Source organism: Solwaraspora sp. WMMB335 (genome assembly GCF_049179075.1).
In the GTDB taxonomy this organism is placed as follows: domain Bacteria; phylum Actinomycetota; class Actinomycetes; order Mycobacteriales; family Micromonosporaceae; genus Micromonospora_E.
On the sequence record NZ_JBMHMF010000001.1, the window covers coordinates 1,003,590 to 1,025,085 of the forward strand.

Below are 21,496 nucleotides of genomic sequence, written 5' to 3' on the forward strand. Positions count from 1 at the left end.
GTCGGGGTCCATCATGCCTGGTTAGTCGTTGACGGCGGCGAACAGGGCGGCCACCTCGGCGTTGTTCAGCCGCCGGGTCCGGCCCGGTTTGAGGTCACCGAGCCGGATCGGACCGATCGCGGTACGGACGAGCCGCGTCACCGGATGTCCGACCTCGTCGAACAACCGCCGTACGATGTGCTTGCGACCTTCGTGTAGGACGATTTCCACCTGCGCGGTCCGCCCCAGAGTGTCCAACAAGGCATATTTGTTCACCTTCGCGGGCCCGTCGTCGAGCTCGATCCCGGCCAACAGGCGCCGGCCGACCGCCCGGGGCACCGGTCCGGCGACCTCGCACAGATAGGTCTTCGGCACCTCGTACGACGGGTGCATCAACCGGTGCGCGAGCGTCCCGTCATTGGTCAGCAGCAACAGACCCTCGCTGTCGGCATCGAGCCGGCCCACGTGGTACACCCGCTGATCGATCCGGTCGAGCAGGTCCGACAGCGCGGCGCGGCCCTTCTCGTCGGCCATGGTGGAGACCACCCCACGGGGCTTGTTCATCGCGAGGTAGGCGAGCCGGCTGTCGGTCACCACCCGCTCCCCGTCGACATGGATGACCGCGTGGTGCGGGTCGACCTTGTCACCCAGGCAGGCCACCCGGCCATCCACTGTGACCCGCCGGCGGAAGATCAGGTCCTCGCAGGCCCGCCGGGATCCGACCCCGGCCGCCGCAAGCACCTTCTGCAGGCGCTGTGCGCCGTTGTCGTCATCGCTGGGCATCGGCAATCTCTTCCACGTCGTCAGGCAGGAACGGCGCGAGCGAGGGAAGTTCCTCGACGCCGTCCAAGCCCAGCTTCTCCAGAAACAGCGTGGTCGTCCGGTAGCGGTACGCACCCGTCTCCGGCTCGGTACCGCACTCCTCGATCAGGCCACGAGAAGCCAGGGTACGGATCACGCCGTCACAGTTGACACCCCGGATGGCCGACACCCGCCCCCGGGTGACCGGCTGCTTGTAGGCAACCACGGCCAGCGTCTCCAACGCGGCCTGGGTCAGCCGCACCGACTGCCCGTCAAGCACGAAACGTTCGACGTACGGCGCGTACTCCGACCGGGTGTACAGCCGCCACCCGCCGGCTATTCTCCGCAGGTCGAAGCCGTGACCGGCCGACGTGTAGCCAGCGGCGATGCGGACGAGTTCGGCGGTGATGCGCTCGCTTGGTTGTTCCAGCACCTGAGCCAGCACCGCCTCGGTCACCGGCTCGTCGACGACCAGCAGGATGGCCTCCAGCGCACCGCGTAGTTCGACGTCGTCGAGCGGTGCCGGCGCCTCGGCGCTGTCCGGCCGCGGTATGGACTGCGGTTGCGGCCGTCGCTGGCGCGGTCCCGACGCCGGCGTCTCCGCATCCGGTGCCGGGCGCGGAGGCAGGTGCGGAGACGGTTGCGGAGACGATTGCGGCTCGGTCTCCGCGACCGCCTCGGTCGGCAGTTGCGACCCGGACGACGCTGCCCGCTCGGCGTCGGGCACCGGCGATGCCGTTGGTGGGGCGGTACGCGCCCATGGCGGAACCCAGGCGGCGGCCTGCTCGGCGAGCGAGTCCGGCGGCTGATCGCTCACGGCGTAGCCTCCTGCGGCCGGGACGGTCCGCCGGCGGGCGTGGCCGGACGCTCGTCGGGCTGGCCGGCGTACTCGTCGATGGTGAGTTCCGCACCGGCGTCGGCGCCGCCGGTCCACCGGACTGTCAGCTCCCCCAACGCCTGCTCCTGACTGAAGCCCACCAGACCCTCACGGTACAGCTCCAGCAACGCCAGGAACCGGGCCACGACCTCCAAGGTGGACTCGCAGTCGAGGCAGAGCGCGGCGAAGGTGGCGGTACGGACGTGGCGTAACCGGTCCCGCAGCAGGGTGGCGTGCTCGCGGACGCTGACCCGTACCTGGTGCACGTGGTCGATCGAGACCACCGGCACCGGCCGCGGCGTCATCGCCTTGAGCGCGATCTTGGCCAGCCGCTCGGGCCCGATCCCGAGCACGAGTTCCGGCAGGGCCTGGGCGTACCGGGATTCGAGCGTGACCGACCGCGGGTAGCGGCGCCCGCCGGCCGTCTCGAGCGCGGCGATGTGCGCCGCCGCCTCCTTGAACGCCTTGTACTGCAGCAGCCGGGCGAAGAGCAGGTCACGGGCCTCCAGCAGGGCCAGATCCGCCTCGTCCTCGACCTGGGCGGCCGGCAGCAACCGGGCGGCCTTGAGGTCGAGCAGGGTGGCGGCGATCACCAGGAACTCGCTCGCCTCGTCGAGGTCCCAGTCGTCACCCATCGCCCGGATGTAGGCGATGAACTCGTCCGTGACCTGGTGCAGCGCGACTTCGGTCACATCGAGCTTGTGTTTGCCGATGAGCTGCAACAGCAGATCGAACGGCCCGGTGAAGTTCGCCAGCCGTACGGTGAATCCGTTGCTCTCTCCGGCCGGCGGGGTCTCGGCCGCGACAGCCGGCGACGCCCCGGCCGTCGCCGGTACGGCGTCCGTCTGGGCAGCTGTCGGGGCACTCACCACTCGACCGTAATGCACCAGGGCTGCGACCTGCACCGCAGGTCGGCGCGTGGCATGGCGAGCTAGCGTTCCGTCTGGTGCGCGATCACCTCGCGGGCCAACTGCCGGTAGTTGCGGGCACCGGACGAGGCCGGGTCGAGGCTGGTGATCGGCGCGCCGGCGACGGTGGACTCGGGAAACTTCACCGTCTTGGTGATCACCGTCTGGTAGACCTTGTCGCCGAACGCCTCCACGACCCGCTGCAACACCTGCCGGCAGTGGGTGGTCCGGCTGTCGTACATGGTGGCTAGGATGCCTTCGAGTTCGAGGTCGAAGTTGAGCCGCTCCCGGACCTTGTCGATGGTGTCGAGCAGCAACGCCACTCCGCGCAAACTGAAGAACTCACACTCCAGTGGAATCAGCACGCCGTGCGCCACGGTCAACGCGTTGATCGCGAGCAGCCCGAGCGAGGGCTGGCAGTCGATGAGGACGAAGTCGTACTCCTTGCGGATCGACTTGAGCACCCGGGCCAGAGCCATCTCCCGGGCGACCTCGTTGACCAGCTGGATCTCCGCCGCCGACAGGTCGATGTTCGCCGGCAGCAGATGCAGGCCGGCGACATCGGTCTTGATCAGCACGTCCTCGGCGGTGACGTCGTCCTGCATGAGCAGGTTGTAGACGGACAGGTCGAGATTGTGCGGGTTGACGCCCAGGCCGACCGACAGTGCCCCCTGCGGGTCGAAGTCGACCAGCAGCACCTTGCGGCCGTACTCGGCCAGCGCCGCACCCAGGTTGATGGTGGTCGTCGTCTTGCCGACGCCGCCCTTCTGGTTGGCCATCGCGATGATCCGGGCCGGGCCGTGGCGGTCGGTGGGCATCGGCTCGGGGATCGGCTTGCGCATGGTGTACGCCGTCGGATCGGCCGGCCCGAGCTCGGCGCTGAGGTCGAGCCCGGCCTGCTGCTCGCGGAGCGTCGAGGTCCACGCCTCGGCACGGTCACTGTTGCCCGCCATGTCCTGTGCGCCCCCTCCCGACGACTGCTCGGCGCCGGAGCCGACCGGCGTCTCCAGCGGCGTCGCCGCTGCGGGCCTCGCCTGCCGCCGTACGAAAGCCCGCGCCGCTGCCCGACTGTACGCCACCGGGTGCGGGTGCGGCGGACACCCGCCCGGCGTGTCGACACCGCACGGCCTGCGCCTGCCGACGATCGGTCAGCGGCGGGCGCGCGGGTGTGCGGTGGCGTACACCTCGCGCAGCCGGTCGACGGTCACCAGGGTATAGACCTGGGTGGTGGTGACCGACGCGTGGCCGAGCAGCTCCTGCACCACCCGCACGTCGGCACCGCCGTCGAGCAGATGGGTGGCGTACGAGTGGCGCAGGGTGTGCGGGGAGACCGCGTAGCTGCCGTTGACCGGAAGCCCGGCTCGCTGCGCGGCGCGGCGCAGCACGGTCCAGGCGCTCTGCCGCGACAGCTGCCCGCCCCGGGCGTTGAGGAAGATCGCCGCGCTGCCCCGGCCGGCCCCGGCCAGGGCCGGCCGGACCCGGGTCAGGTAGGCGCGCAGCGCGTCGGCAGCGTAGCTGCCCACCGGGACGAGCCGCTGCCGGCCGCCCTTGCCACGCAGCAGGGCCACCGCGGCGGTCAGGTCGAGGTCGTCGACGGCGGCGCCGACCGCCTCGGAGATCCGCGCTCCGGTGCCGTACAGGAACTCCAGCAGCGCCCGGTCGCGCAGTGCCAGCGGAGCGCCGGCACCGTCGATCGACCCGGCGGCGGCGAGCAGCCGCTCCACCTGGTCGACGTCGAGGGCGCGGGGCAGCCGACGCGGCGGGGCGGCCGGACGGACGTCGCGACCCGCGTCGGTCGGCGCGTACCCCTCCCGGACGGCGAACCGGTGCAGTCCTCGTACGGCACTGGCCGCCCGGGCGGTGGACGCGGCCGACAGCGGTGGCTGGTCGGGGCCGCCGGAGCGCAGGGCCGCGAGGTGGCCCGTGATGTGTGCCGGTTGCACCTGGGCGAGCTCGCCGATCCCGGCCCGAGCCAGCCCGTCCAGGTAACGTTGCAGGTCGCGGCGGTAGGACCGCAGCGTGTGGCCGGACAGCGCACGCTCGACGGTGAGGTGGTCCAGATAGCTGCGCACCGCCTGACGCAACGCCGCCGGTGCGCCGTCGCCGGTCAGCCGAGTACCTCGGCCACCGTACGGGCGGCCAGTGCGTGGGCTTCGGCGACCGGACCGTAGGTGACCTCGCCGTCGTGGGTGTTCAGGCCGGCCGCGAGGGCGGCGTCGCGACGCGACGCGTCCCGCCAGCCACGGTTGGCCAGTTCCAGCGCGTACGGCAGGGTGACGTTGGTCAACGCGTAGGTGCTGGTGTGCGGGACCGCTCCGGGCATGTTGGCCACGCAGTAGAAGACCGATTCGTGTACCCGGTACACCGGGTCCGCGTGGGTGGTGGGTCGGGAGTCCTCGAAGCAGCCGCCCTGATCGATCGAGATGTCCACCAGCACGCTGCCCGGCTTCATCCGGGAGACCAGTTCGTTGGTGACGAGCTTGGGTGCCTTCGCACCGGGGACCAGGACCGCGCCGATCACCATGTCCGCGTCGCGCACCGCGCGCTCGATCTCGTAGGTGTTCGACGCGACGGTCTGCAGGTGGCCCTGGTAGATGGCGTCGGCCTGGCGCAGCTTGTTGAGGTTGCGGTCCAGCAGCAGCACCTCGGCCTGCATGCCGAGCGCGATCGCGGCGGCGTTCATCCCGGAAACGCCGGCACCGATGACCACCACCTTCGCCGCGTACACGCCGGAGACCCCACCCATCAGCACGCCACGACCGCCGCCGGGACGCATCAGGTGGTACGCCCCGACCTGGGGGGCGAGCCGGCCGGCCACCTCGGACATCGGAGCGAGCAGCGGCAGTGCCCCGGCCGCGGTTTCCACCGTCTCGTACGCGATCGCGGTGACCCGCTGCTGGCGCAGCGCCTCGGTGCACTCCCTGGACGCGGCCAGGTGCAGGTAGGCGAACAGCACCTGCCCGGGGCGCATCCGGTGGTACTCCTCGACGACCGGCTCCTTGACCTTGAGCACCAGGTCCGCCTCGGCCCAGACCTCGTCGGCGCCGGGCAGGATCGCCGCTCCGGCGGCGGCGAACTCGTCATCGGTGATGGACGAGCCCAGGCCGGCGCCGGTCTCCACGACCACCCGGTGCCCGGCGCGCACGAACTCGTGGATACCCGCCGGGGTGATCGCGACCCGGTACTCGTGGTTCTTGACCTCGCGGGGGATTCCGACCTTCACGCTGCTGTCACCTCTTCACCGGCGGCGGTGCCCAATGCCTCCGTCGGCCGCAGTGTAGATCCGGCGGCGGGCCGATCCGCCCCGCATCGTGGCAGCCGATGTCGGATCCGGTTGACGATCTGTCATGCCGGACGGACCCCCGACGTCGGTCGGACGTGTGAACCTGCGGTAGCCGTAAGGTCAATGTTTCCCGATCAGCGTCCCAACATGTGGACCGACCCTCGGTCGAGTCGGTGACCGATCATTAGATTGCGCCCTCATGACCACTCCTCAGTACCCGGGCGCGATGGGTGTCTCGGACAAAAGCAAGGTCGTCGCCGGCGTCCTCGGTATCCTGCTCGGCGGTTTCGGTGTCGGCCGGTTCTACATGGGCGACACCAAGACCGGTGTCCTTCAGCTCGTCGTCAGCGTCCTGACCTGCGGTCTCGGCGGGATCTGGGGCTTCGTCGACGGCATCCTCATCCTGATCAACGGCGGTGTCGACGGGCAGGGCCGGCCGCTGCGCGACTGACCTGGCGATCCGCGCCGAATTGCACGCAGACCCCCGGTGGCCGGGCCGGCGACGACGTTGCCGCCCCGGCCGCCGGGAAACGGACCGTCCAGCCGCACCGGAACGGATCTTCGCACCGGAAACGGGCGTCCAGTCTCAGCGGGGCACCGGCACCGTGACCGGGCGTACCGACCGCCAGCCCGCGTCCCGGCCCCGCGCCGCGGCGAGCAACCCGGCGACCGCCGCCGCGTTGGTGATCTCGCCCGCCAGGACCATCCGCACCGCCTCGTCCAGGCCGATCCGGTGCACCTGCAGCTCCGCTTCCTCGTCGCGCCGCTGGTGCCGCTGCCGCGCCGGCACCGGCGCGAGATCCCGGGCGAGGAAGATCCTGATCAGCTCGTTGGAACAGCCCGGCGAGGTGTGCAGGTCGACCAGCAGATCGATCCGGCCGGCGGTCAGGTCTGCCTCTTCGGCCAGCTCCCGCGCAGCCGCCGCCGGCAGGTCCTCGCCGACCACGTCGATCAACCCCGCCGGCAGTTCCCACAGCCGACGGCGGACCGGGTGGCGGTACTGGTGGACCAGCACCACCCGCTCCTCGTCGTCGAGGGCCACCACCCCGACCGCGCCGACGTGACGCAGGTAGTCCCGGACGGCGAGGTTGCCACCGGGCATCGTCACCTCCTCGCTGACAACCGAGAACACCGGCCCGGTGAATCGGTCGGTCTGGGACCGGACCTGATAGGCGTGCCGCTCGTCACCGGCGCCCGCCGCGCCGCCGCCGGGCATCAGGCCGGCCCGTCGGCAGGTGCGAGATCCACCGGCAACTGGTCGGCCGCCGAGTAGGCGATCACCGCGCCGACGAACGCGTGGAACAGTGGATGGGGTCGGGTCGGGCGGCTCTTCAGCTCCGGATGGGCCTGGGTGGCCACGAAGAACGGATGTTCCGCCCGGTCGAGTTCGACGAACTCCACCAGCCGGCCGTCGGGTGACGTACCGGAGATCCGCAGGCCGGCCTTTTCCAGCACGTCCCGATAGGTGTTGTTCACCTCGTACCGGTGCCGGTGCCGTTCGCTGACCTCGGTCGTGCCGTACGCCCGCGCGACGATCGATCCGTCCACCAGCAGGGCCGGGTACGCGCCGAGGCGCATCGTGCCGCCGAGATCGCCCCTGCCGGCGACGATCTGCTCCTGGTCGGCCATGGTGGCGATGATCGGATGCGCCACGTCCTCGTCGAACTCGGCCGAGTTCGCGCCGACCAGATCCGCCGCGTTGCGGGCCACCTCGATCGCCATGCACTGCAGCCCCAGGCAGAGCCCCAGCACCGGAATGTCGTTCTCCCGCCCGTACCGGGAGGCACCGATCTTGCCTTCGATGCCCCGCACCCCGAAACCGCCCGGAATGACGATTCCGTCCACTCCGCTCAGTGCCGCCGCGGCTCCGTTCGGGCTGACGCACTCGTCGCTGGGCACCCACCGGATGTGCACCCTGGCCCGGTGGCTGAACCCGGCCGCCCGGATCGCCTCGGTCACCGACAGGTACGCGTCCGGCAGGTCCACGTACTTGCCGACCACGGCCACGGTGACCGTGTGCCGCGGATGGTGCACCCGGTGCAGCAGGTCGTCCCACCGGGTCCAGTCCACGTCCCGAAAGGACAGCCCGAGCCGGCGCACCACGTACGCGTCGAGCCCTTCGCGGTGCAGCACCTTCGGGATGTCGTAGATGCTCGGCGCGTCCGGCGCGGCGATCACCGCTTCCCGGTCGACGTCGCAGTAGAGCGACAACTTGTGCTTGAGTTTGTCCGGGATATCCCGATCGGAGCGGCACACGATCGCGTCGGGCTGGATACCGATGCTGCGCAGTGCCGCCACCGAATGCTGCGTCGGCTTGGTCTTCAGCTCCCCGGACGGCACCAGGTACGGCACCAGCGACACGTGCAGGTAGAAGCAGCGGTCCCGGCCCACGTCGTGGCGGACCTGGCGGATCGCTTCCAGGAACGGCAGCGACTCGATGTCGCCGACGGTGCCGCCGACCTCGGTGATCACCACGTCCGGGACGAGGCCCTGCTCGTCGGGCTCGCCCATGGCCCGGATCCGGGCCTTGATCTCGTTGGTGATGTGCGGGATGACCTGAACGGTGTCGCCGAGGTACTCGCCGCGCCGCTCCTTGGCGATCACCTCGGAGTAGATCTGACCGGTCGTCACGTTGGCCTTGCAGGACAGGTCACGGTCGAGGAACCGCTCGTAGTGCCCCACGTCCAGATCGGTCTCCGCGCCGTCCTCGGTGACGAACACCTCGCCGTGCTGGAACGGGTTCATGGTGCCCGGATCGACGTTGAGGTACGGGTCGAGCTTCTGCATCACCACCCGCAGCCCTCGGGCGCTGAGCAGATTGCCGAGGCTGGAGGCGGTCAGGCCCTTGCCGAGGGAGGACGCGACACCCCCGGTGACGAAGATGTGCCGTACCGTCTGTGGCGAAGGGGCCAAGGCGTGCTCCCGTGGGTCGTCTGACTGGTCGTGCAGACCGGCGCGTCACTGGAGAAGCTGCTGGCGCGATCCACGGGACTCCACGGTAACACCTGCCGAAACAGCGGGTCCGGTGACCTCGACGGGCATACCGCCGGTGGTCGGGTCCGCACCGGGCCTCGGACGGGTGCGGTCCGCGGAATGATCCAGCACCCGCAACGCGGCCAGCGCCGCCAGCGGTACGGTGACCGAGGCCGCCGCACCCGCGACGTCGAGTGCCGAGCCGGCCAGCCCTCCACCGATCACCGCCGAGACGGTGATCCCCGCCATGGCGGCCCGCACCGCCGGGTAGATGCCGAACAGCCGCTTCAGCCCGCCCCACGGCTGCAGCAACGCGAACCACACCAGCACCGCGCTGACCAGTGCGAGCACCGTCAACGGGCTGCCCATCAGCGCGGACAGGTTCGCCGCCGACCAGCGGTGCAGGGTCAGCCCGCCGGTGCCTTCGCTCAACGCCGTCACGAACCGGCCCAGGCTGCCCCGTTCCGTCTCCGGCCGCTGCAGGTCGAGCAACGCGAACCCGGCGGTCACCACCAGCCCGGCGATGGTCGCCCAGGCCAGCCGGGGCATGTTCAGCCAGCCCCCGGCGCTGATCGCCGCGGCGATGCACACCCCGGCGGTCAACGCGATCGCCCCGACCGGATCGGCGCCCAGGTACGGGCTGCCGACCAGAATCACGGCGGCGCCGCCCAGGGTCACCACCACGGTGACCCGCCACCAGCGGCGGACCCGCTGCGCCAGGCAGCCGGCGGCGAGCAGCGCACCGGCGATCAGCACCCCGAGGCCGGCCGTGCCGAGGCCGGCGTAGCGGCCGCTTTCCGACGCCGAGTACCCGGTCACACCATTGAGCTGCAGGCGCGCTCCGGTCAACACGTCCGCCGCGACCACCGCGGTAGCGATCGTGGCGACCATCGCCATCGGCCCGAGCGTGCGTCGGAACGCCCCGGTCAGTCGTACCCCGGCGGTCGCCACCGCCACCACCAGCGCCGTGACCATCGTCAGGACGAGACCCGGCTGCCCGGTGCGCCACCACGGCACGACGTGGGCCAGCAGCGTAGCCGGGATGGCCAACGCCGCGGCGATCAGCAGGACCTCGACCACGGCGGTGACCCGGCGGCCGACCGGATCGGGCCCGTCGCGGCCGGCGTTGCGCCGGGCGCGGCGCAGCAGCGGTATCACCGCCACCGCCAGCATCGTCTGGAACGTGGCGAGCAGGCCGAAGAACCAGGCCGCCGCGTGTCTCTGGGAACGGGCCTCGCGGTCGGCGTCGGCGGGGTAGGCGATCGCCGCCGACAGGTCCTCGGGCCGTCCGGGCGCCGAACTCGCCGGTTGCCCGATGAACAGCCCGTCGGGCTGGTCCCGGTCGAGCACCCGCAGGGCGGTCGGGGCCAGGTCGACCAGTTCCAGATAGCCGTCCCGGCCGGTGGTCGGCGAGGTGATCCAGCCGGCCTGCCAGCCCGGCCCTTCGGCGACGGCCACGTGCAGCCGGGTCGGTCCGCCGGTGTCGGCCAACCCGGCGACCAGCACCAGCGATCGTGGTGGGCGGGCGGCCAGCACCCGGGCGAGTTGCGCGTCGGCCCGCCGGGCCGCTGCCGCGCGCTGGTCCGGATCGTCGCCGCTGACCACTCCGGCGTCGACGATGCTGAGCACGCAGGAGGCCAGCAGGTCCCGCGGATCGGCCGGAAGTTGTGGCTCGTACCGGTCGACCCGCCCGAACGGACGCGCCGCGGCCAGTGCCGCACCCGAGCCCACGGCGGCGGTGCACCGTACCGACTCGGCCAGCGCGCCGGGTACGGCGCCCCAGGCGAGCCGTTCCTGGTTGTACCGCACGGTCGCCCGTTGTGACGGCAGGTAGCCACCGATGCCGTCCGGCTGTTCGACCGTGACCTCAAGCGGCGGGCAGGTCTCGGCCTGCTGGGTCGGGCCGAACGCCGCGTAGTTGCCGGCCCCGAGGGTGACCCAGCCGTCGGCCGGGCAGGTCGGCCGCTGTGCCGAGAGCACCGCGAGCGAGCCGATCGAGCCCTGCTCCGCCAGGCGCCACAGGGTCGGGGTGATCTGCTGGTCGACGTCGTCCCACCGCAGACCGGGCACACCGACGAGGACCACATAGTCGGCGGTACGTCCGGACGTGCCCACCGCCGGCCGCTCGGGCAGTGCCGCGATCCCGGCGGCCAGCAGCACCGACAACAGCAGCAGCGGCACGACCCGGTAGCGCATCAGCCACGCCCGTCCACGAACCCGCCGTCGGGGGCGTCCTGCCGGTCCGGGCGGGCGGCGGCGACCTCCTGGTAGACGGCGCTGACCAGATCGACGGTGTCGGTCTCGGTCGGCCAGTTCCGGGCCCGAACCGGCCCTCGCTCGGCGTAGTCGGCGCGTCGCTGGTGGTCCCGGAGCAGGTCACGTACCGCAGCGTCGAGGGCGTCGACGTCACCGGCGGGAATCAGCACCGCGGCGTCGCCGACCAACTCGGGCAGCCCGCCGACCGCGGTCGCCACCAGCGGTACGCCGGCCCGCAACGCCTCCTGGGCGAACAACTGGCGGGCCTCCCAGTCGCTGCACACCACGGCGAGATCCGCCCCGAGCAGCAGATCGGACACGTCGTTGCGGTGTCCGAGCAGGGTGACCGGTGCCCGTACCGCGGAGATCTGCGCCGCCAGCGACAGATAGCTGGGTCCGGTGCCGGCGATCGCCACCTGCGCGGGCGGGCTCAGCTCCCGCCACCGGGCCGAGACATCGACCAGCAGGTCGTACCGCTTCTGCGGATGCAGCCGGCCGACGGACAGCACCAGCGGTTGCTGGGCGCCGAGGCCGAATTCCGCGCGGACCGCGGCACGGCTGCGCCGCGGTGGCGGGAGTTGGGGCGCGGCTACCGGACCGAGCCTGGCGTCCGGTGCGCCGAGCGCGGTCGCCGTCGCGACCAGGTCCGCCGACGCGCCGAGGGTGACCTGAGCGGCCCGGGCCACCCGTCGCTGCGCCCACCGGGAGAGCCGGCCCCGCAGGCCGGTGCCGAGCACGCTGTTGTGCCAGGTGACGATGAGCGGCGCGGCCGGGCGGGCCAACGCGGCGACCAGCCCGGCCCGCAGTCCGTGCGCGTGCACCACGTCGGGACCGGCGGCGAGCACCCGGCGCACCGCGCGGACCGAGCCCACGTCGCCCGGTCCCGGGTCCGCCGGAATCTCCACCGGCACGAATCCGGCGCCGGTGGCGGTGAACCGGAACTGCTGCTCGGTGGCGAGCGGACCGCAGACCGTCACCTGGATGCCACGCTCACGCAGGCCACGGGTCAGTGACGCGACGTGCTGCCCGATCCCGCCCGTGCTGGAGGCGAGCAGCAACACCACCGAGCCGGTCCAGCTGCCCTGCGGCTGATCGCTCACCGCCATCCCGTCCCCTTCCTGTCCGGCGAAACACCGGATGTCCGCCGGCGCACCCGGCGAACCACCCCGGTCAGCAGCGGCCGCAGGTCCCGGCCGTCCAGCGCAAGCGCCACGGCGAGGAAGACCGTCACCGTGACCGCCCCCGACAGGATGCCCTGCAGCACTGCCGCCGGTACGGTCAGGGTCGCGGAACCCGCACCGCACAGGTACGCCACCGCGTGACCGGCCGCCGCGGCGGCGACGCTGGCGGTGAGCCCGGTCGCCAGAGCCCAGCTGAATCCGGCGAGCGCGCCCGCGCCCGCGCTGTGGCGCAGCGCACCGACCAACAGGGTAGCCATCACCACCATGCCCAGGCTGTTGGCCAACGCCAAGGCCAGCACCCGATGATCATCGGGCAGCGCCGCGGCCAGCAGCACGGCAGACCCGGCGACGCCGCACCAGCCGGCGGCGACCGCCGCAGCCGCGGGAGCCGGGCGACCGGCGGCGTAGAGGGCACGGGAACAGACGGCGAACAGTCCGTAGCCGATCAGACCGGGGGCGAACCCGGCGATACCGCTGGCGAGCGCGCCGGCCTGGTCAGCCGGCACGAGGAACGCCGCGACCGGATCCCGGACCGCGACGAGCACGGCCGTGCCGAGGCAGGACGACAGCAGCACGGTACGCACCGCCGGGGCCAGGGTGCTCCGGTAGCCGCTCAGGTCGCCGCTGCCGTGGGTGGCGACGAGGGTGGGGTAGGCGGCGGTGGCCAGCGGCACCGCCAGCACCGACCAGGGCAGCAGGAACACGGTGTACGACAGGGTGAACAACACGACGCTGCCGCTGGGCGGATCGCCGGCCAGGGACAGCCGTACGGCCACCAGCAGGGCCACCTGCTGGGTACCGACGGTGACCGCGCCGGCCGCGGCCAGCGCCCCGACCCGTTCCCGGGCGGCACCGGTGAACCGTAGGCCGGGCCGCAGCCGCAGTCGCAGCCGGCGCAGCGGGACGAACAGACACAGCGACAGCACCGCGACACCGGCGGTGGTGCCGACGGCGAGCAGCGCCTGTCCGGCGGCACCGACCCCGGGCAGGTCGGCCAGCCGACCCTCGGTGACGGCGAAGGCGAGATAGGTCCCGATCACGGTGACGCTGGACAGCAACGGCGCCACGACCGGCCAGGCGAACCGGTGATGCGCCTGCAGCACACCGGTCAGCACCACCGCGACGCCGTACAGCGGCAGTTGCGGGGCGAACAGCCGCAGCATCCGCGCACCGGCGTCGACCTGGTCGGGGCTGGCGTCGCCGGCGAGCAGCCCGATGATCGGCCCGGCCGCCACGGCGACCAGCACGGCGAGCGGGATCAACAGGCCCAGCGTCCAGCTGAGCAGCGCCGACGTGGTCGCCGACACGGCGGCGCGGTCGCCGGCGGCGACCGCGCCGGCGAGCAGCGGCACGACCAGGCTGGCCAGCGCGCCACCGGCGACGATCTCGAAGATGATGTTCGGGACGGTGTTGGCCGCGGTGTAGATGTCACCGAGCGCGGTCGGCCCGACCGACCAGGCGAAGACGGCGGTACGCCCGAAGCCGGCCAGCCGGCTGGCCACCGTCAGGGCGGCGATCAGGGCCGCTGCGCCGACGAGGCGGGTGGCGCCGGCCCGGGCCGCCGGCGACGCGGAGGTCATCGCCGCTACCCGGTCAGGGTGTCCGCCGCCCCAGGGCGTCGAGCTCCCGCAGTCCGGGGGTGCCCTGGATGACCTGGGTGAAGCTGACCCGCTCGCTGGCGACGGTGAGGGCGGTGAGCACCCCGAGTGCGGCGGCCCGGCCGGCCAACCCGCTGCGCTGCGCGATCGCGACGCCGAGGAGCGCGCCGAGCGCGTTGGCCCCGCAGTCACCGAGCATCACCTGCTCGTCGAGGTCGTCGCGGAGCAGCCCGGCGACCGCTCCGGCGGTGCCCGCCACCACCCCACCGGTCGGACCGGCGAGTAGCGGCGCGGCGATCAGCAGCCCGGCCTTGCCCGCCCGACCCGGTCGCAGGTCGAGCAAATTGACCAGGTTGGCGGTGCCGGCGATGACGCCCGCGCCGAGCAGCAGATCGGCTCCGGCGACGATCGGCGAACGGGCGCGGGCGCGGTGCCCGGGCGCGGCGGCGAGCAGCGAGGCCGCACCGATCCCGGCGGCACCCACGCCGATGATCTTCACCAGTCCGCTGGTGACCTGGCCCGCACGCAGCGCGGCGAGGTGTCCGGTGAAGCCTTTCGCCGTGCGCTGGCCGGGCCGGTCACCGGCGATGTCGTCGTACAGCCCGACCGCGCCCGCGCCGGTCCCGGCGACCAGCGCCGCGGCGGCGACCGCCGGATGGGCCGCGCCCAGTGCCGCGGCGGCGGACGCTCCGGCGGCCAGCGCCGGACCACCGGCGAGGCTGACCGTGCGCCCCCGGAAGTTGGTGCGGTCGAGCACGCCGCGGGCCGCGACCCGCCGGGTGGTGCGCAGCGCGGCACGGACGGCGAGGGCACCGGCACCGGCGACCAGCAGCCGGCCCAGCAGGACACGTTTGTGCATCAGGGGTTCAACTCCGCTGGCTGGCTACTCGGGACGTTTGGGCATCAGGGAGGTGGCACCGGCGCCCAGGCCGTAGTGCCCGGACTGGCCGAGGGTGAACTGCTCGGCCATGGCGAGGGCGCTGACGGCCTGCCCGGCGGTGGTGTTGCCGTTGTCGACGGTGGAGATCGTCTGGCTGATCGTCGGGTCGTCGCGGACCGCGGAGACGAGGTTGCCGTCGCTGGATCCGGTACCGGCCACCACGACCCGGCTGACCCGGTCGAACTGCACGACCAGGGTGACCACCGCGGCGTCCTTCTTGGCCGCGTCCCGGTCGACGTACGGCTGGCCACTGACCACGACCACCGCCTCGGCCGACCCGGTGACCGGCTGCTCGACCGTGATGTAGCCGGCGTCGCCGTACGCGTCGAGCACGGCGGCCAGATCGGCCGGGTCGACGGCGGGTTGCTCGGTCCGGTCCACCAGCGCGCTGGCCAGGAGGGCGCTGGAGGTCTCCACCCCGTCGCTGTTGCCCGGCAGACCGGTGGTGGGAATGGTCGGACGTGCCGCGGCGGTCGCGAGTTCCAGCAGTTCCACCCCGTTGTCGGGGTTGACGAACTTGTCCTGCACGTCGATCCGGCCGGTGATGGTGGCGCCGGCGATGTCGAGCGCGGCCAGCACCCCCTCGGCCTGGTCGCGACCGCTGGGCAGGCAGACGACCAACAGGCGGCGGCCAGCGAGCTTGTCGGCCAACAGGATCGGAGCGGCCTCGGTGACGAAGTCCTCCTCCCGGTTGACCTCCTCGCGCAGGCTGTTGACCGTCTCCCGGAGCTGCTGATTGTCCTTACGCAAAGCGTTGACATTGTCACTCAAAGAATCGACGACCGGGCCGTTGAGTGCGGCGGTGCCGACCACGAGCCCGATCGCCAGCGCGAGGAACACCGCGGTGAGCGACACCACGTGGTACCGGAAGTTGATCAAACCTGCCGCCTTATCCGATCCGTCCAGGTCGCCGCCGGTTCAGGCTAGAAAAGCTGCCCGAGCTGGAAGACGAAATTGTCCCACCACTCGGAGGCCACCCCGAGATAGGCCTTGCCGACGGTGGATACCGCAACGGCCGACGACATCGCCGCGATCGCGGACAGGACGAGCAACAGCAGCGATGAACCCGAGATGCTCTGCCGGTACAGCCGGCTGACCCCCTTGGCGTCGACCAGCTTACCGCCGACCTTCAGCCGGGTCAGAAACGTGGAGGCCATTCCGCCGCGACCCTTGTCGAGAAACTCGACCAACGTGGCGTGCGTGCCCACCGCGACGATCAACGAGGCGCCTTTCTCATCGGCCAGCAACATCGCCAGGTCCTCGCTGGTCGCGGCCGCGGGAAAGGTCAGTGCCGGCACCCCCAGTTCGCGGACCCGGTCCATGCCCGGTGCCCGGCCGTCCGGGTAGGCGTGCACGACCACCTCGGCGCCACAGCGCAACACGTCGTCGGTCACCGAGTCCATGTCCCCGACGATCATGTCGGGCGTGTAACCGGCCTCGACGAGCGCGTCCGCTCCCCCGTCGACGCCGATCAGCACCGGTTTGAACTCCCGGATGTACGGCCGCAGCACGTCCAGGTCCGCCTTGTAGTCGTAGCCCCGCACCACGATCAGGCAGTGCCGGCCACCGATCCGGGTCTCGATCGCCGGCACGCCGACGCCGTCGAGCAGCAGGTCCCGTTCCTGCTTGAGATACTCCATGGTGTTCGCGGCGAACGCCTCGAGCTGGACCGACAGTCCTTCCCGCGCGTCCGCCATCGCCCTGGCGACCGAGTCGGCGTCCTGTCGCACGCCGGTCGCCACCTGCTCGTCACCGAGCAGCACCGTGCCGGCCTCGACGCGCACGACGTCACCTTCGCGGATCCGCTCGAACGCGTCCTCGCCCACGTCGTCGATCAGCGGGATGCCGGCCTGGACGAGCACCTCGGGACCGAGGTTCGGATACCGCCCGGACACCGACGGCTTGACGTTGAGCACCGCGGCGACGCCGACCGCCACCAGCGAGTCGGCCGCGACCCGGTCGAGGTCGACATGGTCGATGACCGCGATGTCCCCTGGTCGCAGCCGGCCGACCAGGCGCTTCGTCCGGCGGTCGAGCCGAGCGGTACCGGAGATCGTTCCGGGCTCGGCGGCACGGACCCGGCGCAAGGTGGGTAGACGCATCCTGACCATCCTGGCATGTGGGGCAGCGGAATCCGACGCGACATGCCCGCGCTGCCATCGCCGGCCGGGGTGCCCCGCCGCCCGGTCCCGCGCACCCTGTTCCAGCGAACCACACTCACGCTCGCGCGGACCACACCACGTCGGGAGGCACCAGTTCGGGACTCGGCCGGCGTCTCGCTGGGTTTCGCCAGGGACGCGGTCGGTCAGCCCCGCCGTTCGCGGGCCGCGACGGCGAGGAGTTCCTCGGCGTGCGCGATACCCAGATCCGAATCGGGCAAACCGGCCAGCATCCGAGCAAGCTCCCGGGCCCGGTCGGTATCCTCCACGACCCGTACCCCGCTGGTCGTGACAGCGCCACCGGTGTCCTTGGCGACCACCAGGTGCCGGTCGGCGAACGCCGCCACCTGCGGCAGGTGGGTCACCACGAGCACCTGATGGCTACGCGCCAGCCGGGCCAGCCGGCGACCGATCTCCACCGCGGCCTGACCGCCGACGCCAGCGTCCACCTCATCGAACACCAGAGTCGGCGGGCCGCCGGAGCCGGCGAAGACAACCTCGATGGCGAGCATCACCCGGGACAGCTCACCACCGCTGGCGCCGCGCTGCAACGACAGCGCCGGTGCCCCTGGATGGGCCAGCAACCGCAGTTCGACCTCGTCGGCCCCGTCGGGTCCGACGCCCGACTCGACGCCGTCGACGCTCAGCGCCGGCTCGCCCCGGCCCACCGGACGGGCCAGCACCGCCACCTCGATCCGGGCATGCGGCATGGCCAACCCGGCGAGCTCCACGCTGACCTGTTCGGCGAAGCGGACCGCTGCCTGCCGGCGGGCCGCCGAAACCCGACTCGCCAGCTCCGCCACCTCGTCGGCCAGCCGGGCACGTTCCCGGTCGAGTTCGTCGAGCAGTTCGTCGGAGGTGTCCAACTCGGCCAGCCGGGTCTGGGCCCGCTGCGCCCAGGCGATGACCCCGTCCACGTCGTCGGCGTACTTGCGGGTGAGGCCGCGCAGTACCATCCGGCGTTCGTACAGCGCCTGCAGCCGCTGCGGATCAGCGTCCAGACCGGCCAGGTATGCCGACAGTTCCGCGGCGACGTCACCGACCAGGGTCGCCGCCTCGGCGATCCGGGCCGCCAGGTCACCCAGCACCCGGTCCACCCCGGCCTGCGCCTCCAGCGAACGGCGGGCGGTACCGAGCAGGTTGGTCGCGTCCGGGGTGTCGTCGGCCAGTTCGGCGCCGCCGGCGAGGCTGACCGCGGCCAACTGGGCGGCGGTTCGCAGGCCCTCGGCGTGTTCCAGCCGCTGTGCCTCCGCCTTGAGCTCGTCCTCCTCACCCGGCTGCGGATCCGCCCGGGTGATCTCGTCAAGGCCGAGCCGCAGCAGATCGGCCTCCTGGTTGCGTTCGCGGGCGTTACGGCGCCGGTCGTCGAGATCCTCACTGACCTGGCGCCAGCGGGCGTAGGACTCGCGCAACGCGTCGAGCAGCTTCTCGTGGTCGGCACCGGCGAAACGGTCCAGGGCGGCCCGTTGTTCGGCCGGACGCAGCAGTCGCAGCTGGTCGGACTGGCCGTGCACCGCGACCACCTGCTCGCCGATCTCGCCCAGCACCGACACCGGCATGCTCCGTCCACCGACATGGGCGCGGGAGCGCCCTTCGGCGGTGACCGTACGGGTCAGCAACAACACACCGTCGTCGTCGGGCTCGGCGCCGGCGTCGGCGATCCGCCCGTGTACGGCGGCACCGGTCGGACCGGCCAGCCGCAGCCGACCCTCCACGATGGCCCGGCCCGGATCGGCCCGCACCCGTCCCGCGTCCGCCCGGCCGCCGAAGAGCAGCCCGAGGCCGGTCACCACCATCGTCTTGCCGGCACCGGTCTCGCCGGTGATCACATTCATGCCGCGGGTCAGCGACAGCGTGGTGTCCTCGATGACGCCCAGCCCGGTGATGCGCAGCTCTTCCAGCACAGCCACCGACAGTAGTAGTGGGAAGCGTCGTTGACCACCCGGGGTTGGTCAGCGGCGGTGGCCCCGCCAGCCGTTCACCGGCAGGTCGAACTTGGCGACCAGCCGGTCACTGAACGGTCGCGGATGCAGGCGGACCACTCGGACCGGCTGCTCTCCCCGGCGGATCGTGACCCGTGCCCCCGGTGGCAGGTCGTAGACCCGCCGGCCGTCGCAGCAGAGCACCGCGAAGGTGGTGTACGGGTCGACGGTGATGACGAACGTGGAGCTCGGCGCAGTGACCAGCGGCCGGCTGAACAGCGCGTGGGCGCTGATCGGCACCAGCAGCAGGGCCTCCACCTCCGGCCACACCACCGGGCCACCGGCGGAGAAGGCGTACGCCGTGGAGCCGGTCGGCGTGGCGCAGACCACCCCGTCGGCACCGTAGCGGGACAACGGCCGCCCGTCCACGTCGACCATCAGTTCGAGCATCTGGGCACGCTGGCCCTTTTCGACGCTGATCTCGTTCAGCGCCCACGACTCGATGGTGACCCCGCCGTCCAGCTCCGCCCGTACGTCCAACGTCAACCGCTCATCCACGGTGTATTCGCGGGCGACCACCTGGCGTACCGCCCGGTCCAGGTCCCCGATCTCGGCCTCGGCGAGAAACCCGACCTTGCCGAGGTTGATACCGAGCAGCGGAGCCTTCGCGGGGCGGGCGAGTTCGGCGGCGCGCAGGAACGTGCCGTCACCGCCGAGGGCGAAGACGATCTCCGCACCGTCCGCCGCAGCCGGCCCGCCGACCGGGTGCACGCCCGGCAGATCGAGGTCGTCGGCCTCCTCGGCGACGACCCGCACCTCGAAGCCGGCCTCGATGAGATCGGCCGCGACGGTCCGGGCGTGATCGGTGCTGCGCTGCCGGCCGGTATGGGTCACCAGCAACGCCGCGCGGGCGACCGGCGACGCCACCGGAGCGCCGCCGGACGGGACTGTCGCGCTCACCGCGCTCCACCTTCTTCCATCACCGGGCCGGTCTGTATCGCTGTGCCGGTCTGGTCTGCCGGGCCCGCTTCGACGACCGCCCGCACGTGCTCGGGGTCGGCGGCCGGCGCACCGCGACGGAACCAGACAAAGAATTCCACGTTGCCCCGTGGACCTGGCAGCGGGCTGGCGATCACGGACGATACCCCGAGTCCACGGTGCGCACCGGCCGCGGTCACCGACAGGACCGCCTCGGTACGCAACGTCGCGTCCCGCACCACCCCGCCCGGACCCACCTTGTCCCGGCCGACCTCGAACTGGGGCTTGACCATCAGCAGCAGATCCCCGTCGGGCACCGTGCAGTCGGCCAACGCCGGAAGTACCAGCCGCAGCGAGATGAACGACAGGTCCGCGACGGTCAGCTCGACCCGACCACCGATCTGTTCGGCGGTGATGGCCCGCGCGTTGGTCCGTTCCAGCACCCGCACCCGGGGATCGCTGCGCAATGGCCAGGCCAACTGGCCGTACCCGACGTCGACCGCGATCACCTCGGCGGCGCCGGCGCGCAGCAGCACGTCGGTGAAACCGCCGGTCGACGCACCGGCGTCCAGGCAGCGGCGACCCGTGGCGGTCAGGCCGGTACCGGCGAGCGCACCGGCCAGTTTGTGAGCGCCCCGGGAGACGTACCCGAGCGCCGGATCGTCGCCGAGCACCCGAACCGCATCCGCCGGGTCGACCATGGCGGCGGCTTTCGCGGCGGCGACACCGCGGACCTCGACCCGGCCGGCGTCGATCAACGCGGCGGCCTGCTCGCGGGACCGGGCGAGACCGCGACGGACCAACTCGACGTCCAGACGGTTACGGCGTGCCATGGGTCTCCGGCGGGTTGCGGCGCTCAGGCCTGGTCGATGGTGGCAAGGGTTTCCTGCAGTGTCGCGTGCGCCGCCTCGTACTGGGCGATCTGGTCGGCAGGTGGCAGCCCAGCGGCGTTTCGGACCGCCTGGACCGCCGCGTCGACCGCCGGATGCCCGGTCGACTCACCAGCGGCGATCGGTCCGCCCGACGCGACCGGCCGGTCGGACCCAACCGCGCTCACGCCTCGGCCGCCGCTGCTCCGCCGGCCTTCTTCCCAGGGGTCTTCTTGGCAACGGTCTTCTTGGCGACGGTCTTTTTCGCGACCGCCTTCTTGGCGACGGCTTTCTTCGCCGTTTCCGGGGTCGACGCCGTGCCCGGCACCGACGCCTCGGGGTCGGCGGCGGTCGGCGGAATCGTCTCCTCCGCCACCGCCTCGGCGGCGGCAGCGGCGGCCCGCTGCGCCCGGGACTGCTCAAGATCACGTTCGAGTTGCGCGACCCGCTGGTTCAGCGCCGTGACCTCGTCCGCCTTCGCCAGGCCGACCGCGCCGAGCGCCCGGTCGACCTCCACCCGGACCAGCCGCGTCAGCGACTCCCGATTGGCGGTCCCCGCCGACAACACGTCCTCGACGACCGATTGCAGTTGCGCAGCGGTGGCACCGCCCTTGCCCACCAGCGACCGCGCGGTCTTCTCCGCCTTCTTTCTGGATGCCTCGGTCAGGCCGAGAGCCATTTCCAGGTACGCCCGCCAGGCGTCACGCATGTCCTTGCTCCTTCACACGAAGTGTTCGGCTGCCACGCTACCGGGACCGCCGGCCGCAGTGCG

Annotated in this window: 20 protein-coding genes; 1 reads left to right on the forward strand and 19 read right to left on the reverse strand. The window is 72.1% G+C overall.

All coding sequences use genetic code 11. From position 1 onward, the window contains the following. Nucleotides 1-21: 21 nt before the first annotated feature. The 6 genes from ACN27F_RS03760 to ald all read right to left on the reverse strand — a co-directional run bounded on the left by ACN27F_RS03760 (nucleotide 22) and on the right by ald (nucleotide 5,788). On the reverse strand, nucleotides 22-762 hold the full coding sequence (locus ACN27F_RS03760; protein ID WP_421431211.1) for a pseudouridine synthase: 741 nt from the start codon (nucleotides 760-762) through the stop codon (nucleotides 22-24). Continuing rightward, nucleotides 749-1,597 carry an SMC-Scp complex subunit ScpB gene (scpB, locus tag ACN27F_RS03765; RefSeq protein WP_421431212.1) on the reverse strand — a complete coding sequence of 283 codons (849 nt, stop codon included), beginning with the start codon at nucleotides 1,595-1,597 and terminating at the stop codon, nucleotides 749-751. The genes ACN27F_RS03760 and scpB overlap by 14 nt, the downstream gene beginning before the upstream one ends. Next, nucleotides 1,594-2,547, reverse strand: a complete 954-nt coding sequence (locus ACN27F_RS03770) for a segregation and condensation protein A (RefSeq protein WP_421439937.1) — start codon at nucleotides 2,545-2,547, stop codon at nucleotides 1,594-1,596. Before ACN27F_RS03770 ends, scpB begins: the two co-directional genes overlap by 4 nt. 41 nt (nucleotides 2,548-2,588) lie before the next feature. Beyond that, nucleotides 2,589-3,518, reverse strand: a complete 930-nt coding sequence (locus ACN27F_RS03775) for a ParA family protein (RefSeq protein WP_421439939.1) — start codon at nucleotides 3,516-3,518, stop codon at nucleotides 2,589-2,591. Nucleotides 3,519-3,713: 195 nt separating this feature from the next. Continuing rightward, nucleotides 3,714-4,676, reverse strand: a complete 963-nt coding sequence (locus ACN27F_RS03780; RefSeq protein ID WP_421439941.1) for a site-specific tyrosine recombinase XerD — start codon at nucleotides 4,674-4,676, stop codon at nucleotides 3,714-3,716. Further along, complete coding sequence (ald, locus tag ACN27F_RS03785; RefSeq protein WP_421431213.1) at nucleotides 4,673-5,788, reverse strand: alanine dehydrogenase; 1,116 nt, start codon at nucleotides 5,786-5,788, stop codon at nucleotides 4,673-4,675. Before ald ends, ACN27F_RS03780 begins: the two co-directional genes overlap by 4 nt. Nucleotides 5,789-5,981: 193 nt before the next feature. On the opposite strand from ald, the gene ACN27F_RS03790 reads away from it, so the two are divergent. After that, nucleotides 5,982-6,299: a TM2 domain-containing protein gene (locus ACN27F_RS03790; protein WP_421439943.1), complete on the forward strand. Its 318-nt coding sequence runs from the start codon at nucleotides 5,982-5,984 to the stop codon at nucleotides 6,297-6,299. Nucleotides 6,300-6,434: 135 nt separating this feature from the next. Here ACN27F_RS03790 and ACN27F_RS03795 read toward each other — a convergent pair whose 3' ends face one another. From ACN27F_RS03795 to ACN27F_RS03855, 13 genes are all read right to left on the reverse strand, one after another. Next, nucleotides 6,435-7,064 (reverse strand): NUDIX domain-containing protein, encoded by a 630-nt coding sequence (locus ACN27F_RS03795; RefSeq protein WP_421431214.1) that lies wholly within the window; start codon nucleotides 7,062-7,064, stop codon nucleotides 6,435-6,437. After that, nucleotides 7,064-8,761, reverse strand: coding sequence for a CTP synthase (locus ACN27F_RS03800; protein WP_421431215.1), 1,698 nt, complete (start codon nucleotides 8,759-8,761; stop codon nucleotides 7,064-7,066). Before ACN27F_RS03800 ends, ACN27F_RS03795 begins: the two co-directional genes overlap by 1 nt. Nucleotides 8,762-8,806: 45 nt before the next feature. Further along, a complete protein-coding gene (locus tag ACN27F_RS03805) occupies nucleotides 8,807-11,017 on the reverse strand; it encodes a hypothetical protein (protein WP_421431216.1) in 2,211 nt (736 codons plus the stop codon). Further along, nucleotides 11,017-12,183 carry a glycosyltransferase family 4 protein gene (locus ACN27F_RS03810; protein ID WP_421431217.1) on the reverse strand — a complete coding sequence of 389 codons (1,167 nt, stop codon included), beginning with the start codon at nucleotides 12,181-12,183 and terminating at the stop codon, nucleotides 11,017-11,019. Before ACN27F_RS03810 ends, ACN27F_RS03805 begins: the two co-directional genes overlap by 1 nt. Beyond that, nucleotides 12,174-13,838, reverse strand: coding sequence for a murein biosynthesis integral membrane protein MurJ (murJ, locus tag ACN27F_RS03815; RefSeq protein ID WP_421431218.1), 1,665 nt, complete (start codon nucleotides 13,836-13,838; stop codon nucleotides 12,174-12,176). Before murJ ends, ACN27F_RS03810 begins: the two co-directional genes overlap by 10 nt. Before the next feature lie 13 nt (nucleotides 13,839-13,851). Next, nucleotides 13,852-14,715, reverse strand: a complete 864-nt coding sequence (locus ACN27F_RS03820; protein WP_421431219.1) for a hypothetical protein — start codon at nucleotides 14,713-14,715, stop codon at nucleotides 13,852-13,854. Nucleotides 14,716-14,739: 24 nt separating this feature from the next. Next, nucleotides 14,740-15,675 carry a copper transporter gene (locus ACN27F_RS03825; protein ID WP_421431220.1) on the reverse strand — a complete coding sequence of 312 codons (936 nt, stop codon included), beginning with the start codon at nucleotides 15,673-15,675 and terminating at the stop codon, nucleotides 14,740-14,742. Between the two features lie 44 nt (nucleotides 15,676-15,719). Further along, nucleotides 15,720-16,898, reverse strand: coding sequence for a putative cytokinetic ring protein SteA (gene steA, locus ACN27F_RS03830; RefSeq protein ID WP_421431221.1), 1,179 nt, complete (start codon nucleotides 16,896-16,898; stop codon nucleotides 15,720-15,722). Between the two features lie 203 nt (nucleotides 16,899-17,101). Next, the gene (recN, locus tag ACN27F_RS03835) at nucleotides 17,102-18,859 is read right to left on the reverse strand and encodes a DNA repair protein RecN (protein WP_421439945.1); all 1,758 of its coding nucleotides are present in this window, start codon (nucleotides 18,857-18,859) and stop codon (nucleotides 17,102-17,104) included. 48 nt (nucleotides 18,860-18,907) lie between these two features. Further along, nucleotides 18,908-19,804 (reverse strand): NAD kinase, encoded by an 897-nt coding sequence (locus ACN27F_RS03840; RefSeq protein WP_421439947.1) that lies wholly within the window; start codon nucleotides 19,802-19,804, stop codon nucleotides 18,908-18,910. Nucleotides 19,805-19,833: 29 nt separating this feature from the next. Next, nucleotides 19,834-20,688, reverse strand: a complete 855-nt coding sequence (locus ACN27F_RS03845; protein WP_421431222.1) for a TlyA family RNA methyltransferase — start codon at nucleotides 20,686-20,688, stop codon at nucleotides 19,834-19,836. Nucleotides 20,689-20,711: 23 nt separating this feature from the next. Next, a complete protein-coding gene (locus tag ACN27F_RS03850) occupies nucleotides 20,712-20,912 on the reverse strand; it encodes a hypothetical protein (RefSeq protein WP_421431223.1) in 201 nt (66 codons plus the stop codon). After that, the gene (locus tag ACN27F_RS03855) at nucleotides 20,909-21,433 is read right to left on the reverse strand and encodes a phasin family protein (protein ID WP_421431224.1); all 525 of its coding nucleotides are present in this window, start codon (nucleotides 21,431-21,433) and stop codon (nucleotides 20,909-20,911) included. Before ACN27F_RS03855 ends, ACN27F_RS03850 begins: the two co-directional genes overlap by 4 nt. Between the last annotated feature and the right edge of the window lie 63 nt (nucleotides 21,434-21,496).

What these genes read in the sequence shown, in the direction of transcription:
- ACN27F_RS03775 (WP_421439939.1), bottom strand. Translation starts at nt 3,518, where the DNA reads ATGGCGGGCAACAGTGACCGTGCCGAGGCGTGGACCTCGACGCTCCGC.
- ACN27F_RS03810 (WP_421431217.1), bottom strand. Translation starts at nt 12,183, where the DNA reads ATGGCGGTGAGCGATCAGCCGCAGGGCAGCTGGACCGGCTCGGTGGTG.
- ACN27F_RS03845 (WP_421431222.1), bottom strand. Translation starts at nt 20,688, where the DNA reads ATGGCACGCCGTAACCGTCTGGACGTCGAGTTGGTCCGTCGCGGTCTC.
- murJ (WP_421431218.1), bottom strand. Translation starts at nt 13,838, where the DNA reads ATGACCTCCGCGTCGCCGGCGGCCCGGGCCGGCGCCACCCGCCTCGTC.
- ACN27F_RS03795 (WP_421431214.1), bottom strand. Translation starts at nt 7,064, where the DNA reads ATGCCCGGCGGCGGCGCGGCGGGCGCCGGTGACGAGCGGCACGCCTAT.
- ACN27F_RS03820 (WP_421431219.1), bottom strand. Translation starts at nt 14,715, where the DNA reads ATGCACAAACGTGTCCTGCTGGGCCGGCTGCTGGTCGCCGGTGCCGGT.
- ACN27F_RS03805 (WP_421431216.1), bottom strand. Translation starts at nt 11,017, where the DNA reads ATGCGCTACCGGGTCGTGCCGCTGCTGCTGTTGTCGGTGCTGCTGGCC.
- ACN27F_RS03760 (WP_421431211.1), bottom strand. Translation starts at nt 762, where the DNA reads ATGCCCAGCGATGACGACAACGGCGCACAGCGCCTGCAGAAGGTGCTT.
- steA (WP_421431221.1), bottom strand. Translation starts at nt 16,898, where the DNA reads ATGCGTCTACCCACCTTGCGCCGGGTCCGTGCCGCCGAGCCCGGAACG.
- ACN27F_RS03855 (WP_421431224.1), bottom strand. Translation starts at nt 21,433, where the DNA reads ATGCGTGACGCCTGGCGGGCGTACCTGGAAATGGCTCTCGGCCTGACC.